The organism is Agromyces sp. GXQ0307, from assembly GCF_044769845.1.
GTDB lineage: Bacteria > Actinomycetota > Actinomycetes > Actinomycetales > Microbacteriaceae > Agromyces.
In genome coordinates this window covers 345222-361422 of sequence record NZ_JBIZVY010000001.1, presented here as the reverse complement: position 1 = coordinate 361422, position 16201 = coordinate 345222, and the positions used below count along the sequence as shown (strand labels likewise).

Below are 16201 nucleotides of genomic sequence, written 5' to 3'. Positions count from 1 at the left end.
GGAGCCGGGGCTGAACCATTGTGCCGCACGGTGGGGCGACCGGTGACACCCCTGTCTCCTATCGGCTGCTCGCCTTCAGAGCCGCGACGGCCTCGTCGACCGGCCCGTCGAAGATCATGCTCCCACGTCGGATCACGATGCCGCGCGTGCACAGCTCGCTCACCATCCCGAGGTCGTGGCTGACGACGAACATCGTCTTCCCGTCCGCGACGAGCTCGCGGATCTTCGCCGTGCACTTCTCGCGGAACGGTGCGTCGCCGACCGCGAGGACCTCGTCGACGAGGAGGATGTCGAGCTCGGTGTGGATCGCGACCGAGAACGCGAGCCGGACGAACATGCCCGAGGAGTAGTGCTTGACCTCGGTGTCGATGAACTCGCCGATCTCGGAGAACGCGACGATCTCATCGAACCGGGCGTCGATCTCCGAACGGCTCATTCCGAGGATGGCCGCATTGAGGTACACGTTCTCCCGGCCCGACAGGTCGGGATGGAATCCGGCGCCGACCTCGATGAGCCCGGCCACCCGCCCGCGGGTGCGGATCCGACCACGGTCCGGACGCAGGACGCCGGAGATGAGCTTCAACAGCGTCGATTTGCCGGAACCGTTGTACCCCAGCAGGGCGACCGACTCGCCCTCGGCGACGCGGAGATCGATGCCGTCGAGTGCCTGGAAGGAGCTGGTGAGCGGCTTTCGTCTGACCCACGAGATGAAGAGCTCCTTGAAGGACTGCGTGTGGCGCAGCGTGAAGTGCTTGGCGACATCCTCGATGATGATGGCCGGTCGGGCCTCAGAGATCCTGGGCAAAGCGGCCCTCCAGCCTGCGGAAGACGAACTGGCCGATTGCGATGGTCGCCGAGACGACGATCGCGGCGATCGCGGCGAGCACCCAGAGATGTTCGGGTCGCTCCGCGGTCCCGATCGTCGTGGGTGCCCAGAACGCGGAGTGGAACAGCTCGACGGCGACGGTCAACGGATTGGCCATGTACAGGTCGAAGAGCCAGGCGGGAAGCTTATCCCTGACGAGCGCGAACGAGTAGAGCACCGGTGAGGTCCACGTCGAGAACAGCAGGATGATCTCGACGAGGTTCTGAGAGTCGCGGAACGACACGTTCAGCGACCCGAAGAAGAGGCCGAGCCCCAACGCGAACGCCAGCACGACGACCAACGCGACGACGGCTCCCGCCACCTGGACGAGTGTCGGCGCCCAGCCGACCACGACGAGGACCGTGAGCAGGATCGCCAGCTGGGGCAGGAAGTGCACGAACGCGATGAACACGTCGGCGACGGGGAACAGTTCGCGCGGGAGGTAGATCTTCTTCACCAGCGCCCGGTTGTTCACGATCGACTTCGTCGCGTTCCCGAACGCCTCGTTGAAGAGGTTGATGACGATGATCCCCGAGAAGAGGTAGATCGGGTAGTTCGCGATCCCGCGATTGAGGTCGAGGAAGACGCCCATCACCACGTAGAAGATGGCGAACTGGGCCGCGGGCTTCACGTACGACCAGGTCCAGCCGAGGACCGAGCCGTGATAGCGGGTCTGCGTTCCCTTGCGGATGAGGAGCCGGAGCAGGTACCGGTACCGGACGACGTCCAGGAGTCCGCGACTGCTTCCCGGGGTGCTGAAACCGGTGAGGTCGTCAGCGCGGGCGGGGTGGTTCACTCGGACGAGTGTACTGGCCCGTGGCCGGCGGCCCGTGCTCCGTGGTCCGTCGGGCCGGGGCGGTCCCCGCTCAGCGCGCCGCGGCGAGTGCGTCCCGCCAGCTCATGTCGCGGGCGGCCTTCACAGCGCACACGACGAGCAGCATCCAGCCCCCCTCGAGGAGCACGAAGCTCTCCGCCACGCTCGTGACGGCGAGCGCGACGAGGACCAGCGCGGGCCAGAGGTAGACGACGCTCCGCCGGTTCGATGCGAGCAGCCACGACCTCACCAGCGCGACGCCGAGCAGCGCCGCGAACAACAGCACCCCGATCACGCCGACCTGGAAGTAGGCGTCGATGAACGCGCTGAGCGCGGACGCCAGGTCGCGGCCGACGGCCCGTTCGACCCACACGTACGGCGCGCCGTCGGTCCAGCGGCCGGTCCAGCCCCAACCCTGCAGGGGATTCGCGGCCAGATACCTCGACACCTCGCGCCAGACCTCCAGGCGGACGTCGAACTCGGCGCGCGCGTCGAGCAGCTCGATGATCCGGAGGCGCAGGACCCACCCGGCGACGAGCGCCGCCACGACACCGACGAGCAGGGCGACCTGCACGCGCCAGCGGTGCTCGGCGGGCACCCGGCGGAGGCCGTACAGGGCGGCGAGCGCGAGCAGGCAGATGCCGAGGGCGACGAACGTGGTGGGCGAACCCGACAGTGCGATCGCGGCGCCGGCGAGGACCATCGACGCGATGGCACGACCGCGCAGCACGCTGCGCGTGCGCCACTCGATGATGAACGTCAGCAGTGCGACGAGGGCGACGAACCCGAGCACGTTGCGGGAGCCGAACAGGCCCTGGATCGGCCCCAACGAGGCGAGGTCGCCACGGATGCCGAGGAACGCGATCGGCAGGTCGAGCAGGATGCCGGAGAGCACCTCGAGTGCGAGGGACACGGCGAGCAGCAGCCGCATGACGTCGCCGAACGCCCGCACGATCTGGATGGTGTCGCGCATCAGTGCGACGTAGACGCCCATGACGCCGAAGGCGAGGAGGTACCCGACGCCGAGCACCGTCGCACCGGGGTTGCTCGACCAGATCACCGAGGCGCCGCACCATCCGACGAACACCAGGATCGTCAGCGGCAGGATGCCGTACCACTCGACCGCGCGCCACCTGGCCACGAGTGACATGCCGGCGAGCACGAGCAGCGTGGCGATTGCGGCGATCAGACCGGGCCACCCGACGAGGGAGCGCACCGCGTGCGTGGTGAAGGCGAGTCCGATCGCCATCACGGTGACGGCGTGGGCGAAGCGCGCCGAGCCGGCGAACTCTCGGACCGTGTCCTTCACGAACGCGACTCCGGCTGGGCGTGTCGTCGTGGCGGGCGTGCGGGCGGCATCGGGGGGAGCGGCTCGGGGGACCACTGACGCCGCTTGGTGCCCCATGCGATGGCGATGAGCAGCAGCCATCCGCTCTCGACGAGCAGCCGGCTCTCTGCGAGCGACTGCCCGATGAGGGCGACCAGCGCGAGCAACGGGACGAAGGCGAGCGCCGAGAAGTCGACGGGCCGGCCGCGCAGGTCGCGAGGCCGGTCGACCGCGAGGAACCAGGACCGCCAGAGGGCGCCCGCGACGATCGAGGCGAACGCGATGAGTCCGACGACCCCGAGCTGCATCCAGACGTCGAGCCAGGCGTTGTGCGCCTGCAGGTACTCGACGCCGTTCCGGACGGCGAGTCCGCCGTAGGGATCCGCCCACGGCATCCAGTACCCGATCCACCCCCAGCCGAGCACCGGGCGCTCGCTCGCGAGCCCGGTCACCGAGGTCCAGATGTCGATCCGGCCGGTGAGGTCCTCGCCCTTGCCGAACACGTCGAGCAGCGCGTTCCAGAACACCGCGAGCAGCCCGACGGATGCCACGAGCGCGAGCGTCGCGGTCGTGTACACGCGTCGGCGGTGCTCCGGCCCGCTCCGCCGGGCCCACAGGGCGAATCCGAGCGCCGCGAGCACGAGGACCGAGACGAGGATGACGGTGGCGGAGCGGGTCAGGACGAACGTGAGACCGGCGACGACCAGCCATCCGATGCCCTGCGCCCGCCGCATGCCGCCGCTGGCGAGCATGCAGCCCCACACGATCAGCGCGAGGAGGGCGGCCATGGCGAGGAGGTTGCGGCTGGCGACGATGCCCTCGATCGGACCGCCGTCGAACAGCAGCGCCCGCGACCAGTAGAACGCCATCGGGACCTTCTCGTCGCCGTAGTCGACGAAGTTCGGCAGCAGTGGTTCGCGCACGAACACCGCGACCCAGAGCTCGAAGAGCAGCGACAACGCGAGGACCCACTTGAGGGCCGACGAGAGGGCGCGGAGGAAGCCGTGCCAGCCGAGGCTCAGGGCGAGGGAGATCCCGGTGAACGTCGTGGCGACGAGGATGGCCAGGCCCAGGGCGCTCGAGGCGGGGTAGTTCGACCAGATGATCGACAGCGTCGCGACGAGCAGGAACGCGATCGTCGACTTCGGCACGCGGCGCCAGGGGACCTCGGGGCGGAGGGAGACCCACAGCCAGACCGCCCCGACGAGCACGATGAGCGCGATCGCGCCGAATCCCCACCAGCCGAGGAGGTTGCGCCAGAACTGGCCGGCGATCAACGTGAACAGTGCGAACGTCGCATACGCAGCCTCGAGCGCGCGGCGTCGTCCGATGCTCATGCGAACAAGGCTAACCGCCCGGACTCGCCGCTCTTCACGTCGAAGTCGATTCCGTTCCACCGATCTCGGAGAGAATGGCCGGGATCGACGACAGGAGCGACATGAGGATCTCGGTGATCGGATGCGGGTACCTGGGCGCGGTGCACGCCGCCGCGATGGCCAAGCTCGGCCATGACGTGGTGGGCGTCGACACGGATGCCGCCAAGGTCGAGAAGCTCGCATCCGGTGTCGCGCCGTTCTTCGAACCCGGACTTCCCGAGCTGCTCGTCGAGTCCATCGGTTCCGGGCGGCTCCGCTTCTCGACCGACATCCGCGACGCGGCGGGCGCCGAGGTGCACTTCGTCGCGGTGGGCACCCCGCAACTGCCGAACTCCGACGGAGCCGACCTGCGATTCGTGCGCGGAGCCGTCGACGCGCTCGCCGGGGTCGCGGCGCCCGGTTCGCTCATCGTCGGCAAGAGCACGGTGCCCGTGGGCACGGCGGCCGAGCTCCTCGGTCGGCTGGAGCGCCTCGGGTCGCAGGCGATCCTCGCGTGGAACCCGGAGTTCCTCCGCGAGGGGTTCGCCGTCGCCGACACGCTCACCCCGGACCGCCTGGTGTACGGCGTCGCCGATGAGCGCGCGACCGAGCTGCTCGACGAGGTCTACGCCCGGATCCTCGACACCGGCACGCCACGCATCGTGACCGACTTCGCGACCGCCGAACTCGTGAAGACCGCAGCGAACGCCTTCCTCGCGACGAAGATCAGCTTCATCAACGCGATGGCGGAGATCGCGGAGGCGACCGGGGCGGACGTGACGACGCTGGCCGATGCGATCGGCCACGACGCCCGCATCGGGCGTCGGTTCCTGAACGCGGGGATCGGGTTCGGGGGCGGGTGCCTGCCGAAGGACATCCGCGCGTTCACGGCCCGCGCGGAGGAACTCGGCCGAGCGGAGTCCGTCGCGTTCCTGCGCCAGGTCGACGCGATCAATCTCCGCAGGCGCGAGAGAGCCGTCGAGCTGGCCGTCGAACTGCTCGGCGGACCCGTGTTCGAGCGCCGGATCGCCGTGCTCGGGCTGACCTTCAAGCCGGATTCGGACGACACGCGCGATTCACCGGCCCTCGACGTGGCGGCGCGACTCCACGGACTGGGCGCGCGAGTCCGCGCCACCGATCCGGAGGGCATCGAGAACGCACGGCTGCGACACCCGCAGCTGGAGTACGTCGACACCGCACAGGACGCACTGGAGGACGCGGAACTCGTCGTCCTCGTGACCGAATGGTCCGAATACCGCGACCTCGACCCGGAGCACGTCGCGAAGCTGATGGAGACGGCACGCGTGATCGACGCGCGCAACGTGCTCGATCCCGTCGCATGGCGCGAAGCCGGATTCGTCTACCGCGGACTCGGCCGGTCCTGACGCGGATGCCGCGGGGCGGCGCGCCCCGCGGCATCCGTCATCGGGCGCCGCTCAGACGAAGGCGGCTTCGCCCGTGATGGCGCGGCCGACGATGAGGGTGTTCATCTCGCGCGTGCCCTCGTAGGAGTAGAGCGCCTCGGCGTCGGCGAAGAACCGGGCGACGTCGTAGTCGAGGACGATGCCGTTGCCGCCGCACACCTCGCGTGCCCAGCCGACCGTTTCGCGCATGCGCTCCGTGGCGTACGTCTTCGCGAGGGAGGAGTGCTCGTCGCGCTGCTCGCCGCGATCCTGCATCTCCGACACCCGGACGACCATGCCGAGTGAGGCCGTGATGTTGCCGAGGCACTTCACGAGCAGATCCTGGACGAGCTGGTGCGCCGCGATCGGCCTGCCGAACTGCACGCGCTCGGTCGCATAGCGGACCGCGGCCTCGTAGGCGCCGATCGCGGTGCCGACCGCCGCCCAGGCGACCTCGGCGCGGGTCTGGCGCAGCACGGCGGCGGTGTCGCGGAAGGAGTCCGCCTTCTGCAGGCGCAGCGACTCGGGCACGCGGACGTCGGTGAGGGTGATGTCGGCGTTCTGCACGATCCGCAGGCTGATCTTGCCCTCGATCTTGGTCGCCTCGTAGCCGGGCGTCGAGGTGGGCACGATGAAGCCCTTGACCTGGCCGTCGGCCTCGTCCTTGGCCCAGATGATCGTGATGTCCGAGAAGGTCGCGTTGCCGATCCAGCGCTTCTCGCCGTTCAGCACCCACTCGTCGCCCTCGCGTCGGGCGGTGGTGCGGAGGCCGCGCGCGGAGTCGGAGCCGGATAGCGGCTCGGTGAGACCGAACGCGCCGATGACCTCGCCCGACGCGAGCCGAGGGATCCACTCGCGGCGCTGCTCCTCCGAGCCGGCGACCGCGATCGACCCGGTCGCGAGACCGTTCTGCACGCCGACGAACGTGCCGACCGACGCGTCGACGCGCGCGAGTTCGAGCGCCACGAAGCCGCGGAACACGGCCGAGTTCTCGAACGGCTTCGCCTCGTCCCACGCGTACGACAGCACGTCGTGCTCGGCGAGCGGCTTCACGACCTCCATCGGGAACTCCGCGCGCTCCCAGTGGCCGTTCACGATCGGCCGCACGTCGCGCTCGAGCCACGTGCGGAGGGCCGTGAGCGACTCGCGCTCCCGGTCGGTCAGCAGGGACGCGTACGAGTAGAAGTCGCTCGCGAGCGGCTCGAAGGACATGACGGCTCCTCATTCGTCGTGGGGGATGGGCTGAGCCTAGGCAGCGGCGGGACGAGCACGCAGTGCTTGGTAGTTTGGGGCCAAACCGTGAAAGGACCCCTCTCCGCATGTTTGTCGCGATCCGCAACGCGCCCAAGGACTACGCGTGGGGTTCCCACACCGCGATCGCCGAGTTCCGAGGGGTGGAGCCGAGCGGATCGCCCGAGGCCGAGCTCTGGCTGGGCGCGCACGCCGGCTCGCCCGCCGAGGTGGTGCAGGCGGAGGCGGCCGGGGCGGCCGACCTCGTCGAGCTCATCGCCGCGAATCCGGCCCTCGCCCTCGGGCCCCGGCACGCACGCGAGGGCGCCCGGCTGCCGTTCCTGCTCAAGGTGCTCGCCGCCGCTCGCCCGCTCTCATTGCAGGCCCACCCGACGCCCGACCAGGCGCGGATCGGCTTCGGCCGCGAGGAGGCGGAGGGCGTGCCGATCGACGCGTTCGACCGCAACTACAAGGACCCCTTCGCCAAGCCCGAGCTCATCGTCGCCGTGAGCGAGCGCTTCGAGGCGCTGTCGGGCTTCCGTCCGTCGGAGGAGGTTCGCGGGGTGGTCGAGACGCTGCGTGCAGCGGATGCCGCCTCGGCCGAGCCGCAGCCGGGCGCACTCGATCTGCTGGGCTCGCGCCTGGACGCGCCCGACGGCCTGCGCGAGAGCGTCGCGTGGCTCCTCGTCGACGGCCGCGGCGGGGACAGCGGCGAGGCGGCGTGGCTCATCGAACGGGTGACCGCGCTCGCCGCGAGCGAGGAGGCGCGCTCCTCGGCGTATGCCGCCTCGTTCCGGACGGTGCTCGACCTGGCCGACGAGTACCCCGGCGACCCCGGCATCGTCATCTCGCTGCTGCTCAACCGCGTGACGCTCCGGCGCGGCGAGGCGCTCTTCCTCGACGCCGGCAACATCCACGCGTACCTCTCGGGGCTCGGCATCGAACTCATGGCCGCGAGCGACAACGTGCTGCGCGGTGGCCTGACGCCGAAGCACATCGACGTGCCCGAGCTGCTCGAGGTGCTCGACTTCCGCCCGATCGCGCCGCCGCTGCTCGCGCCGATCGAGGCGGCCTCCGGCATCCTGGAGTACCGCCCGCCCGTGCCCGACTTCACGCTCGTCCGCGTCGAGGGGGCGGATGCCGCGGCGCGCGTCACGCTCACGGGCCCCGCGATCGTGCTCGCCGAGGGCGACGCCGTCGAGGTCGCCGGCGCCCACGGCTCCATCTCGATCGCACGCGGGGAGGCCGCCTTCGTCTCGCCCGACGAGGCGTCGCTCTCCTTCGCCGGAAGCGGGATCGCCTGGGTGGCGACCGCGCCGGCATCGGCGGCGTGAGCGGCGGGAGCTGAGCGCCCGCCCGATCCCGGGCGTCGATGGCGTGAGCGGATGCCGCGGCGTCCGCTCGCCGTCAGCCGACCTGCCGCGGACCGAACACCCGGCGGTACTGCGTCGGCGTCGTCTGCAGCGTCTTCACGAAGTGGTGGCGCATGACGGCCGCAGCACCGAATCCCGTCTCGCGCGCGATCTCCTCGAGCGTGAAGTCGGTCTCCTCCAGGAGCTGCTGCGCGCGGAGGAGGCGCTGGCGGTTGAGCCACGCGTTCGGCGTCGTGCCGGTCTCGGCGCGGAACCTGCGGGCGAACGTCCGGGGCGACATGAGCGCCTTGCGGGCGAGGCGGTCGACCGTGAGGTCCTCGTCGAGGTGCTCGAGCATCCACTCGGTGACGAGGGCGAACGAGTCGCTCCGTGCCTCGACGACCGGGGTCTGGATGAACTGCGACTGACCGCCGTCGCGCTGTGGCGGCACGACCATGCGGCGGGCGATGATGTTCGCGGCGCTCGCGCCGAGCTCGGTGCGCACGATGTGCAGCGCGGCGTCGATCCCGGCGGCGGTGCCCGCACCCGTGACGACCTTGCCGTCCTGCACGAAGAGCACGTCGGGGTCGACCTCGGTGTCGGGGAACATCTCGGCCATGCGGTCGGTGTACATCCAGTGCGTGGTGGCGCGGCGCCCGTCGAGCACGCCGGCACGGCCCAGGGTGAATGCGCCCGAGCAGACGCTCAGGACCCAGGCGCCGCGGTCGACCGCCTCGCGGATGACGCGGAGGACCTCGGGATGCGCCGGCTCGTCGATGAGCGATGCGGGCACGGCGACGAGGTCGGCGGTCTCGGCCGCGTCGAGACCCTCGTGCACGACGACGTCGAAGCCGAGCTTCGTGGAGATCGGCCCGGGCTCGGCGGCCACGACGTGGAAGTCGAACGTGGGGCCGCCCTGCTCGGACCGGTCGATGCCGAAGACCTCGCAGATGACGCCGAACTCGAAGGGTGCCATCTGGGGAACGGCGATGCAGGCGATGGAGTGGAGCACGGATCCTCCTCGAATGCCGCCGGGCGGGCGCGATGCGGTCGCCAAGGTGGCAGGAATGTGTCGATCACTGGCGAGTCTGCCACTGTCGGCAGGATCTTGCAAGGCGCAGAATTTCTGCCATGGACATCATCGTGCTGCTGATCTTCGCCGGCCTCGCGGTGTGGGGCGTCGTCGCGACGCTGCTCCGCCTCGACTCGGACGGCTACGGCCGACCTGAGATCCGCGACCGCGTGCGTCACGTCGACCGGGCTCCGCTCCGCCGCGCCTGACCCCGACCGCTAGCATCGTCACGACGCCGGAGGAGCCGGCGGCGGAAGGCGGGACATGAGCTGGCTGGTCACCGGGGGAGCGGGGTACATCGGAGCGCACGTCGTGCGGGCGTTCCGGGCCCAGGGCATCGACACGGTCGTCGTCGACGACCTCTCCTCGGGTCGGAGGACGTTCGTGCCCGACGGATCGCCGTTCGTCCACGGATCGATCCTCGACGGCGCGCTGCTCGAGGACACGATGCAGGCGCACGACGTCGAGGGCGTGGTCCATCTCGCGGGCTTCAAGTACGCCGGGGTCTCGGTGCAGCGTCCGCTGCACACCTACGAGCAGAACGTCACGGGCACCGCGCGGCTGCTCGGCGCGATGGCGGCGAGCGGGGTCGAGCGCATCGTCTTCTCGTCCAGCGCCGCGGTCTACGGCACGCCTGACGTCGACCTCGTGACCGAGGACACGCCGAAGCGACCCGAGTCGCCATACGGCGAGTCGAAGCTCATCGGCGAATGGCTGCTCGCCGACCAGGCGAGGGCGACCGGACTGCGCCACACGTCGCTGCGCTACTTCAACGTGGTCGGCTCGGGCACCGACGAGGTGTTCGACCCCAGCCCGCACAACCTCTTCCCGCTCGTCTTCGATGCGCTCCTCGAGGAGCGCACGCCCCGCATCAACGGCGACGACTACCCGACGCCCGACGGCACGTGCGTGCGCGACTACATCCACGTCGCCGACCTCGCCGACGCGCATGTGGCTGCGGCTCGCCGCCTCGACGCCGGCGAGTCGATCGAGCCCGTCTACAACCTCGGCTCGGGTGACGGGGTCTCGGTCGGCGAGATCATGCGCGAGGTGGCCGGGGTGACCGGCATCGACTTCACGCCCGAGATCGCACCGCGTCGCCCCGGCGACCCCGCCCGCATCGTCGCCTCCGGCGAGCTCGCGGCACGCGACCTCGACTGGCGCATGCGGCACTCGCTGCGCGAGATGGTCGCGAGCGCCTGGTCGGCCCGCCGCGCGGCATCCGTCGACTGAGCCCGATCACGACTCGGGAACGCATCCAGCGTGTCGCGCCGGTTGTCAAGCCTCGAGGAGGTATTGAGGGTTCTCCGTCCGCGACTTGACGCCACCGAATTACACCGATGTAATTGGTGAGACACACCCTTCGGGGATGTCGGTACAACTGGGTGGGAGACGATATGGGCAAGCCTGAATATCGTTCTGGGGTACCTGAGGATTGGTTCGTCGACCCCGTGAGGCTCGGCGTACCGGGGGTTCGCGGGCTCGCAGACGACGACAACCAACTGGCGTGGCAGACCGATGCGCTGTGCGCGCAGACCGATCCGGAGGCGTTCTTCCCCGAGAAGGGCGGTTCCACGCGCGACGCAAAGCGCATCTGCACGGGCTGCGAGGTCCGGTCCGAATGCCTCGAGTACGCCCTCGCGAACGACGAACGGTTCGGCATCTGGGGCGGGCTCTCCGAGCGCGAGCGCCGCAAGCTGCGTCGCCAGGCGGGCTGAGCGTCTCGACGAGTGCCGGGGCGTGCTCCACGGCACGCCCGCTGCGCTGACGGATGCCACGGGGGCAGCCGCCTAGGCTGTCCCCGATGTTCCCCAGAGTCACCGCCGTCCTCGTCGTGCAGCACGGCGGCGAACGGCTCCGCACCACGCTCGACGCGCTGCGATCGCAGACGCGCCCGCCCGACGATCTCGCCGTCGTCCTCATGGACGCCGACGACCCCACCCGCCGTCTGGTCGAGGCGCAGCGACCCTCGCACGTCGTCTCGCTCGGCGCACCGCAGCCGTTCGGCGCCGCGGTCGCCGCCGTCGAGCAGGCCCTGCCCGAGCCCGGGGACGACCGGTCCTCGCTCTGGCTGCTGACGGAGGACTCCGCCCCCGAGCCGACGGCGCTCTCCTCGCTGGTGGCGGCGCTCGAGAACGCCCGCACGGCCGCGGTCGCCGCCCCGAAGCTCGTGGACTGGGACGATCCGCGGCGCATCGTCCGGTTCGGCCGCTCGGTCACCCGGGCCGGCCGGAGCATGGCGATCGTCGAGGACGAACTCGACCAGGGGCAACACGACGACCTCTCCGACGTCCTCGGAGCCGACCCGGCCGGGCTGCTCGTGCGCCACGCGGTGTGGCGAGAGCTCGGCGGCCTCGACCCGGCGCTGCCCGTGATCGACGACGGCCTCGACCTCGGCGTGCGCGCCCGCCTGGCCGGGCACCGCGTGGTCGCCGTCCCCGAGGCCGTGCTGCGCTTCGGCGACACCGGCGTCGCCGGCCCCGGCTCCGAGGCAGGCGGGCGCGGCGCTCGTCGCCGCGCGCGCGCCGCGCGGACGGCCCAGCTGCACCGGCGCCTCGCCTCGGCGCCGGCGGTCCTCGTCCCGCTGCACTGGCTCGCGCTGCTCCCGATCGCGGTGCTGAGGTCGGTGCGCCACCTGCTCGTGAAGACCCCCGGATCGATCCCGGGCGAGTTCGCCGCGGCGGTGGAGGTCATGTCCACTCCCCGGCGCACCCTCCACTCCAGGCGGAGCATCGCCCGGGTCAGGACCGCGAAGTGGTCCACGCTCGCACCTCTGCGCATCCGGTCCGATGAGGTGCGCGCGCGCCGGCAGCAGGCCGCCGAGGCGCGGCGACAGCGCGCACGCGGGCGCGCCGACGACCTGCAGTTCCTCCAGACCGGCGGCGGATGGATCCTGCTCGCCACTCTCGTGCTGTCGATCGTCCTCTTCGCGCCGCTGCTCGCGTCCGGCGGGATCTCGGGCGGCGGGCTCCTGCCGCTCTCCGACGAGGTGTCCGCGCTCTGGCGGAACGCGGCGGCAGGGTGGCGGGACATCGGCGGCGGGTTCGTCGGCGCGGCCGACCCGTTCGCGGGGGTGCTCGCGGTCCTCGGAAGCGCGGCGTTCTGGAACCCGTCCGCGGCCCTCCTCGGACTGTGGCTGGTCGCCATCCCCCTGTCGGGCCTCGGTGGCTGGTTCGCGGCGTCGCGCCTCACCGAGCGCGCGTCGCTGCGCGTGCTCGGCGGCCTCGCGTGGGCGGTCGCGCCGCCGCTGCTCGACGCGCTCGCCGCAGGTCGTCCGGCCGCCGTGCTCGTTCACATACTGCTGCCGTGGCTCGCCGTACTCATGTTCGCGGCCGGGACCTCGTGGGCGGCCGCAGCGGCCGCGTCCCTGGTCTTCGCCGCGATCGTCGCGTGCGCCCCGGTGCTCGCACCGGCCCTCCTGCTCGCATGGCTCGTCGCGCTGCCGCTCAGCGGACGTGCCGCCGTGCGGCTCGTCGGCATCCCGCTGCCGGCCCTCGCCCTCGCCCTCCCGCTGGTCGTCCAGCAGGTGATGCGCGGCGCGCCGCTGTCGCTCCTGGCGGACCCGGGCCTCCCGCACGGCGCCGGCGAGCCGACGATCGTGCAGATCGCGCTCGGCCAGGCGAACGGGACGTGGGGCAGGTGGGAGGAGGTGTTCGGCGGGCTCGTCCCGGAGGTCGTGCCACCCCCGATCCTGCTCGCGGTCCTGCTCGCTCCGCTGGCGATCGCCGCGATCGCCGTCGTCGGCTCGCGCCGTCTGCGGGGCGGACTGCTCGCCCTCGCCCTCGCAGCGGCGGGCTTCGCGACCGGCGTCGGAGCGACGCTGGTGCACGTGGCGTTCTCGGGAGAGCGGACCGTTCCGGTCTGGGCGGGGGCGGGCATCAGCGTGATGTGGCTGGGACTCCTCGCCGCGGCGATCCTCGCCCTCAGCACCCTCCGCCGGGGGGCGGCAGCGGCCGCGACGCTCGTCGCGGTGTTCGGCATCGTCGCCGTGGCGCCGACGATCGCGGCGATCGCGCTCGGCCGCACCGCCGTCGGGCCGGCGCCGGAGCGGACCCTGCCGGCGTTCGTCGAGGCCGAGGCGGGATCCGATCCGCGGGTCGGCACCCTGCGCATGCAACCGACCGCCGACGGCGGCATCCGCGCGACGATCGAACGCGGCACCGGAGCCACGCTCGACGAGCAGTCGACGCTCGCCTCGACCCGGCGCGACCTCACCGCGACGACCGAGTCGATCGCGACGCTCGCCGGGAACCTCGCCTCGCGCAGCGGCTACGACGCGACGGACGCGGTCGAGGAGTTCGGGCTGTCGTTCGTCCTGCTCGGCGAGCCCGCCCCCGCCGACCCGGCCGCGAACGCGGTCCACGAACGCGCTCGAGCGGCCCTCGACGGGAATCCGCAGGTCGTCGCGACCGGCGAGACCGACTTCGGGCCGATCTGGCGATTCGTCGACGCCGAACCGGACGCGCCGGGCGCTCGGATCCCGGACGCGGGCCCCGTCGCCGGGTGGGTCGTCGCCGGCCAGCTCGTGGTCGTCGGCGCCGCGCTCCTGCTGTCGATCCCGACGGGCGGCGGGCGCGAGCCCGACCGGCGACCGCCGTCGGCGCGCCGTCGGCGTCGCCGTCCGGTGGAGGCCGCGGTCGACGAGACCGCGAAGGATGCCGCCGCACCCGGCCGGGCGACGACTGATGAGACGCCGGCCGACACGGAGGCCCGCGACGAGCCCGTTGATCGGGGCCGCGCGTCGTCGGATCCACGGGCGGCCGTCGATGCCGGCGGGCACGAGCGCGGCGGCGATGAGGGAGGTGGTCGCCGTGCCGACGAGGCGTGACGTGATCCGATGGGTCGTGCGAGGCGTCGCGGTCGTGGTCGCCGGTGGCGTCGCCGCCGTCGCCCTGGTCGCGACATCCGCCGCCCCCCTGCCCGAGGTGTCGGCCGAACCGCCGTCGACGGTCGTCCAACCCGCGGAGAGCCGGCAGCTCCGGGTCTGCCCGGGACCGCTGCTCTCGCTCGCTGACGACGCCGCCTCTGCCACGACCGCGCGCTCGATCGGCGCGCCCGACCTCACGATCGCGGCCGACCCCGAGACCGCCACGATCGAGCAGGTCCCGCTCGACGCGCCCGACAACGCGGCCGCGTCAGCGGACGGCGGACCGGTCGCGATCTCCGCGGAGCCCGGAGCAGTGCTCGCGGGAATGCTCGGGGGCGCCCAGTCGCAGGCCGCAGCCACCGAGACGCTCCGTGGATTCGCCGCGGCATCCTGCGTCGAGCCGGCCTCCGATTCGTGGCTGCTCGCCGGTGCCACGGACGTCGGACGGTCGGGCCTCGTGCTGCTCGCCAACCCGGGCGAGGTCGCCTCGACGGTCGACCTCCGCGTCGTCGGGGAGACCGGGCCGGTCGACGCGCCCTCGGGCCTCGGCATCGTGGTCCCGCCGGGCAGCCAACGCATCGTCTCGCTCGCCGGGCTCGCGCCGAGCGTGCGCACGCCCGTCGTCCACGTCTCCAGCACGGGCGCGCCGATCGCAGCGGCGCTGCAGCACTCGGTCGTGCTCGGCCTCGAGCCCGCGGGCGTCGAGCTGTCGACGCCGGTCGCGCCGCCCGCGACCCGGCAGGTCGTGCCGGGCGTCGTCGTGACCGACGACCGGGGGGTCGCTCCCGACGAGGACCACGCCGACGGCGACGACTACCCGGCGCTCCGCCTGTTCGCGCCCGACGACGCCGAAGCCTCAGCGGTCGTGGAGGTCCGCGACGATGCCGGCACCGCGGTCTCGGAGATCGACGTCACGCTCGCCGCGGGCCAGGCGACCGACCTCCCGCTCGGCACGCTCGACCCGGGCTCGTACACGGTCGTCATCACCGCGGACGCCCCCGTCGTGGCGGCCGTCCGATCGACGCTCCTCGGTGAGGGGGAGGACCCGCTCCTCGCCGACCTCGCCTGGTCCGTCGCGACCGGCGCCCTGCTCGACCGCGCCGCCGTCGCGGTCCCCGACGGACCCGGCGCGAGCATCGTGCTCGCGAATCCGGGCGGCGAGGCCGTGACCGCGACGGTCACGATCGGCGGCGGCGAGCGCACGGTTCCGGTCCCGGCCGGTGGCGCGGCATCCGTCGCCGTGCAGGGCGGCGACCGGGTCATGCTGGACGGCGTCGACGGACTGCACGCGGCGGTCACCTTCGAGGGGGACGACGCGATCGCCTCGATCCCGGTCGCGCCGCCCGGCCCGCTCGACAGCCCGGTGCGCGTGTTCCCGCAATAGGGCGGCGTGACGCCTGCGCGGCCGCGTTCGCCGCACAGGGAGCACGTCAGAGGTGCCGGTATCGGCCCGGTGCGAGCTCCCACGGGTCGCGACCGAGGAACTCCGCGACGGCACGGAACACGCAGCTCTCGACGAGGAGCTTCTCGTCCTTCTCCTCCCCCTCCTGGGTGCGGAGGAAGCGGACGATCGGCAGACGGAAGAAGACGATGCGCCGCTCGTCGTGATGCACCTGCCACCGATCGACGTGGTCGTCGTGGATCGCCTCGGCGGGTGCATCGGCGACCTGGAAGGAGACCCCCTCGAGCTCGGGCCAGAGCCCACGCAGGTAGGCGGCCGTCGAGGCGAGCGTGACATCGAACTCGTCGATGCGCGTCCGGAGCGGCGGCAGGTGGGGGCCGGTCACCGGGGAGCGCATGCCCCGGCCGTGGCGGTCGCGCGAGAGGCGCCTGCGCGACGCCGGCGTCGCGGCGACACGGCGGGAACGGGGCATGACCTCCATCGTAGTGGGCGCTCGGATCGCTACGCTGGGGTC

14 protein-coding genes are annotated in these 16201 nt (G+C 72.0%); 7 read left to right on the top strand and 7 right to left on the bottom strand.

Going from position 1 to position 16201, the window contains the following annotated elements:
• Positions 1 to 58: 58 nt before the first annotated feature.
• From ACIQH8_RS01685 to ACIQH8_RS01670, 4 genes are all read right to left on the bottom strand, one after another.
• Entirely contained in the window at positions 59 to 805 is a 747-nt protein-coding gene (locus ACIQH8_RS01685; RefSeq protein ID WP_400993989.1) for an ABC transporter ATP-binding protein, read from the bottom strand.
• Positions 789 to 1661 carry an ABC transporter permease gene (locus ACIQH8_RS01680; protein ID WP_400993987.1) on the bottom strand — a complete coding sequence of 291 codons (873 nt, stop codon included), beginning with the start codon at positions 1659 to 1661 and terminating at the stop codon, positions 789 to 791. The genes ACIQH8_RS01685 and ACIQH8_RS01680 overlap by 17 nt, the downstream gene beginning before the upstream one ends.
• Positions 1662 to 1731: 70 nt before the next feature.
• Positions 1732 to 2988 carry an O-antigen ligase family protein gene (locus ACIQH8_RS01675; protein WP_400993986.1) on the bottom strand — a complete coding sequence of 419 codons (1257 nt, stop codon included), beginning with the start codon at positions 2986 to 2988 and terminating at the stop codon, positions 1732 to 1734.
• Complete coding sequence (locus ACIQH8_RS01670) at positions 2985 to 4343, bottom strand: O-antigen ligase family protein (RefSeq protein WP_400993984.1); 1359 nt, start codon at positions 4341 to 4343, stop codon at positions 2985 to 2987. Before ACIQH8_RS01670 ends, ACIQH8_RS01675 begins: the two co-directional genes overlap by 4 nt.
• Positions 4344 to 4444: 101 nt before the next feature.
• Between ACIQH8_RS01670 and ACIQH8_RS01665 the strand changes: the two genes are divergently transcribed.
• A complete protein-coding gene (locus ACIQH8_RS01665) occupies positions 4445 to 5746 on the top strand; it encodes a UDP-glucose dehydrogenase family protein (RefSeq protein ID WP_400993982.1) in 1302 nt (433 codons plus the stop codon).
• 51 nt (positions 5747 to 5797) lie between these two features.
• Here the strand turns inward: ACIQH8_RS01665 and ACIQH8_RS01660 are convergent, their stop codons facing one another.
• The gene (locus ACIQH8_RS01660; protein WP_400993980.1) at positions 5798 to 6976 is read right to left on the bottom strand and encodes an acyl-CoA dehydrogenase family protein; all 1179 of its coding nucleotides are present in this window, start codon (positions 6974 to 6976) and stop codon (positions 5798 to 5800) included.
• A gap of 107 nt (positions 6977 to 7083) precedes the next feature.
• On the opposite strand from ACIQH8_RS01660, the gene manA reads away from it, so the two are divergent.
• Entirely contained in the window at positions 7084 to 8328 is a 1245-nt protein-coding gene (gene manA / locus ACIQH8_RS01655; protein ID WP_400993977.1) for a mannose-6-phosphate isomerase, class I, read from the top strand.
• Positions 8329 to 8401: 73 nt separating this feature from the next.
• On the opposite strand, the gene ACIQH8_RS01650 is transcribed toward manA, so the two are convergent.
• On the bottom strand, positions 8402 to 9358 hold the full coding sequence (locus ACIQH8_RS01650) for a GlxA family transcriptional regulator (protein WP_400993974.1): 957 nt from the start codon (positions 9356 to 9358) through the stop codon (positions 8402 to 8404).
• 119 nt (positions 9359 to 9477) lie between these two features.
• On the opposite strand from ACIQH8_RS01650, the gene ACIQH8_RS01645 reads away from it, so the two are divergent.
• The 5 genes from ACIQH8_RS01645 (at position 9478) to ACIQH8_RS01625 (ending at position 15669) form a co-directional block, all read left to right on the top strand.
• Entirely contained in the window at positions 9478 to 9627 is a 150-nt protein-coding gene (locus ACIQH8_RS01645; protein ID WP_155051933.1) for a hypothetical protein, read from the top strand.
• Positions 9628 to 9682: 55 nt separating this feature from the next.
• Positions 9683 to 10651, top strand: coding sequence for a UDP-glucose 4-epimerase GalE (gene galE / locus ACIQH8_RS01640; RefSeq protein ID WP_400993971.1), 969 nt, complete (start codon positions 9683 to 9685; stop codon positions 10649 to 10651).
• A 164-nt stretch (positions 10652 to 10815) separates the two neighbouring features.
• Positions 10816 to 11136, top strand: a complete 321-nt coding sequence (locus ACIQH8_RS01635; protein ID WP_400993968.1) for a WhiB family transcriptional regulator — start codon at positions 10816 to 10818, stop codon at positions 11134 to 11136.
• A gap of 86 nt (positions 11137 to 11222) precedes the next feature.
• Positions 11223 to 14246, top strand: a complete 3024-nt coding sequence (locus ACIQH8_RS01630) for a glycosyltransferase family 2 protein (protein ID WP_400993965.1) — start codon at positions 11223 to 11225, stop codon at positions 14244 to 14246.
• A gap of 1 nt (position 14247) precedes the next feature.
• Complete coding sequence (locus ACIQH8_RS01625; RefSeq protein ID WP_400993963.1) at positions 14248 to 15669, top strand: DUF5719 family protein; 1422 nt, start codon at positions 14248 to 14250, stop codon at positions 15667 to 15669.
• 46 nt (positions 15670 to 15715) lie between these two features.
• On the opposite strand, the gene ACIQH8_RS01620 is transcribed toward ACIQH8_RS01625, so the two are convergent.
• Positions 15716 to 16159, bottom strand: coding sequence for a hypothetical protein (locus tag ACIQH8_RS01620; RefSeq protein WP_400993961.1), 444 nt, complete (start codon positions 16157 to 16159; stop codon positions 15716 to 15718).
• Positions 16160 to 16201 lie beyond the last annotated feature (42 nt).

Coding starts and splice junctions, on each gene's coding strand:
- ACIQH8_RS01670 (WP_400993984.1), bottom strand. CDS start 4,343: ATGAGCATCGGACGACGCCGCGCGCTCGAGGCTGCGTATGCGACGTTC.
- ACIQH8_RS01665 (WP_400993982.1), top strand. CDS start 4,445: ATGAGGATCTCGGTGATCGGATGCGGGTACCTGGGCGCGGTGCACGCC.
- ACIQH8_RS01660 (WP_400993980.1), bottom strand. CDS start 6,976: ATGTCCTTCGAGCCGCTCGCGAGCGACTTCTACTCGTACGCGTCCCTG.
- manA (WP_400993977.1), top strand. CDS start 7,084: ATGTTTGTCGCGATCCGCAACGCGCCCAAGGACTACGCGTGGGGTTCC.
- ACIQH8_RS01645 (WP_155051933.1), top strand. CDS start 9,478: ATGGACATCATCGTGCTGCTGATCTTCGCCGGCCTCGCGGTGTGGGGC.
- galE (WP_400993971.1), top strand. CDS start 9,683: ATGAGCTGGCTGGTCACCGGGGGAGCGGGGTACATCGGAGCGCACGTC.
- ACIQH8_RS01635 (WP_400993968.1), top strand. CDS start 10,816: ATGGGCAAGCCTGAATATCGTTCTGGGGTACCTGAGGATTGGTTCGTC.
- ACIQH8_RS01630 (WP_400993965.1), top strand. CDS start 11,223: ATGTTCCCCAGAGTCACCGCCGTCCTCGTCGTGCAGCACGGCGGCGAA.
- ACIQH8_RS01620 (WP_400993961.1), bottom strand. CDS start 16,159: ATGCCCCGTTCCCGCCGTGTCGCCGCGACGCCGGCGTCGCGCAGGCGC.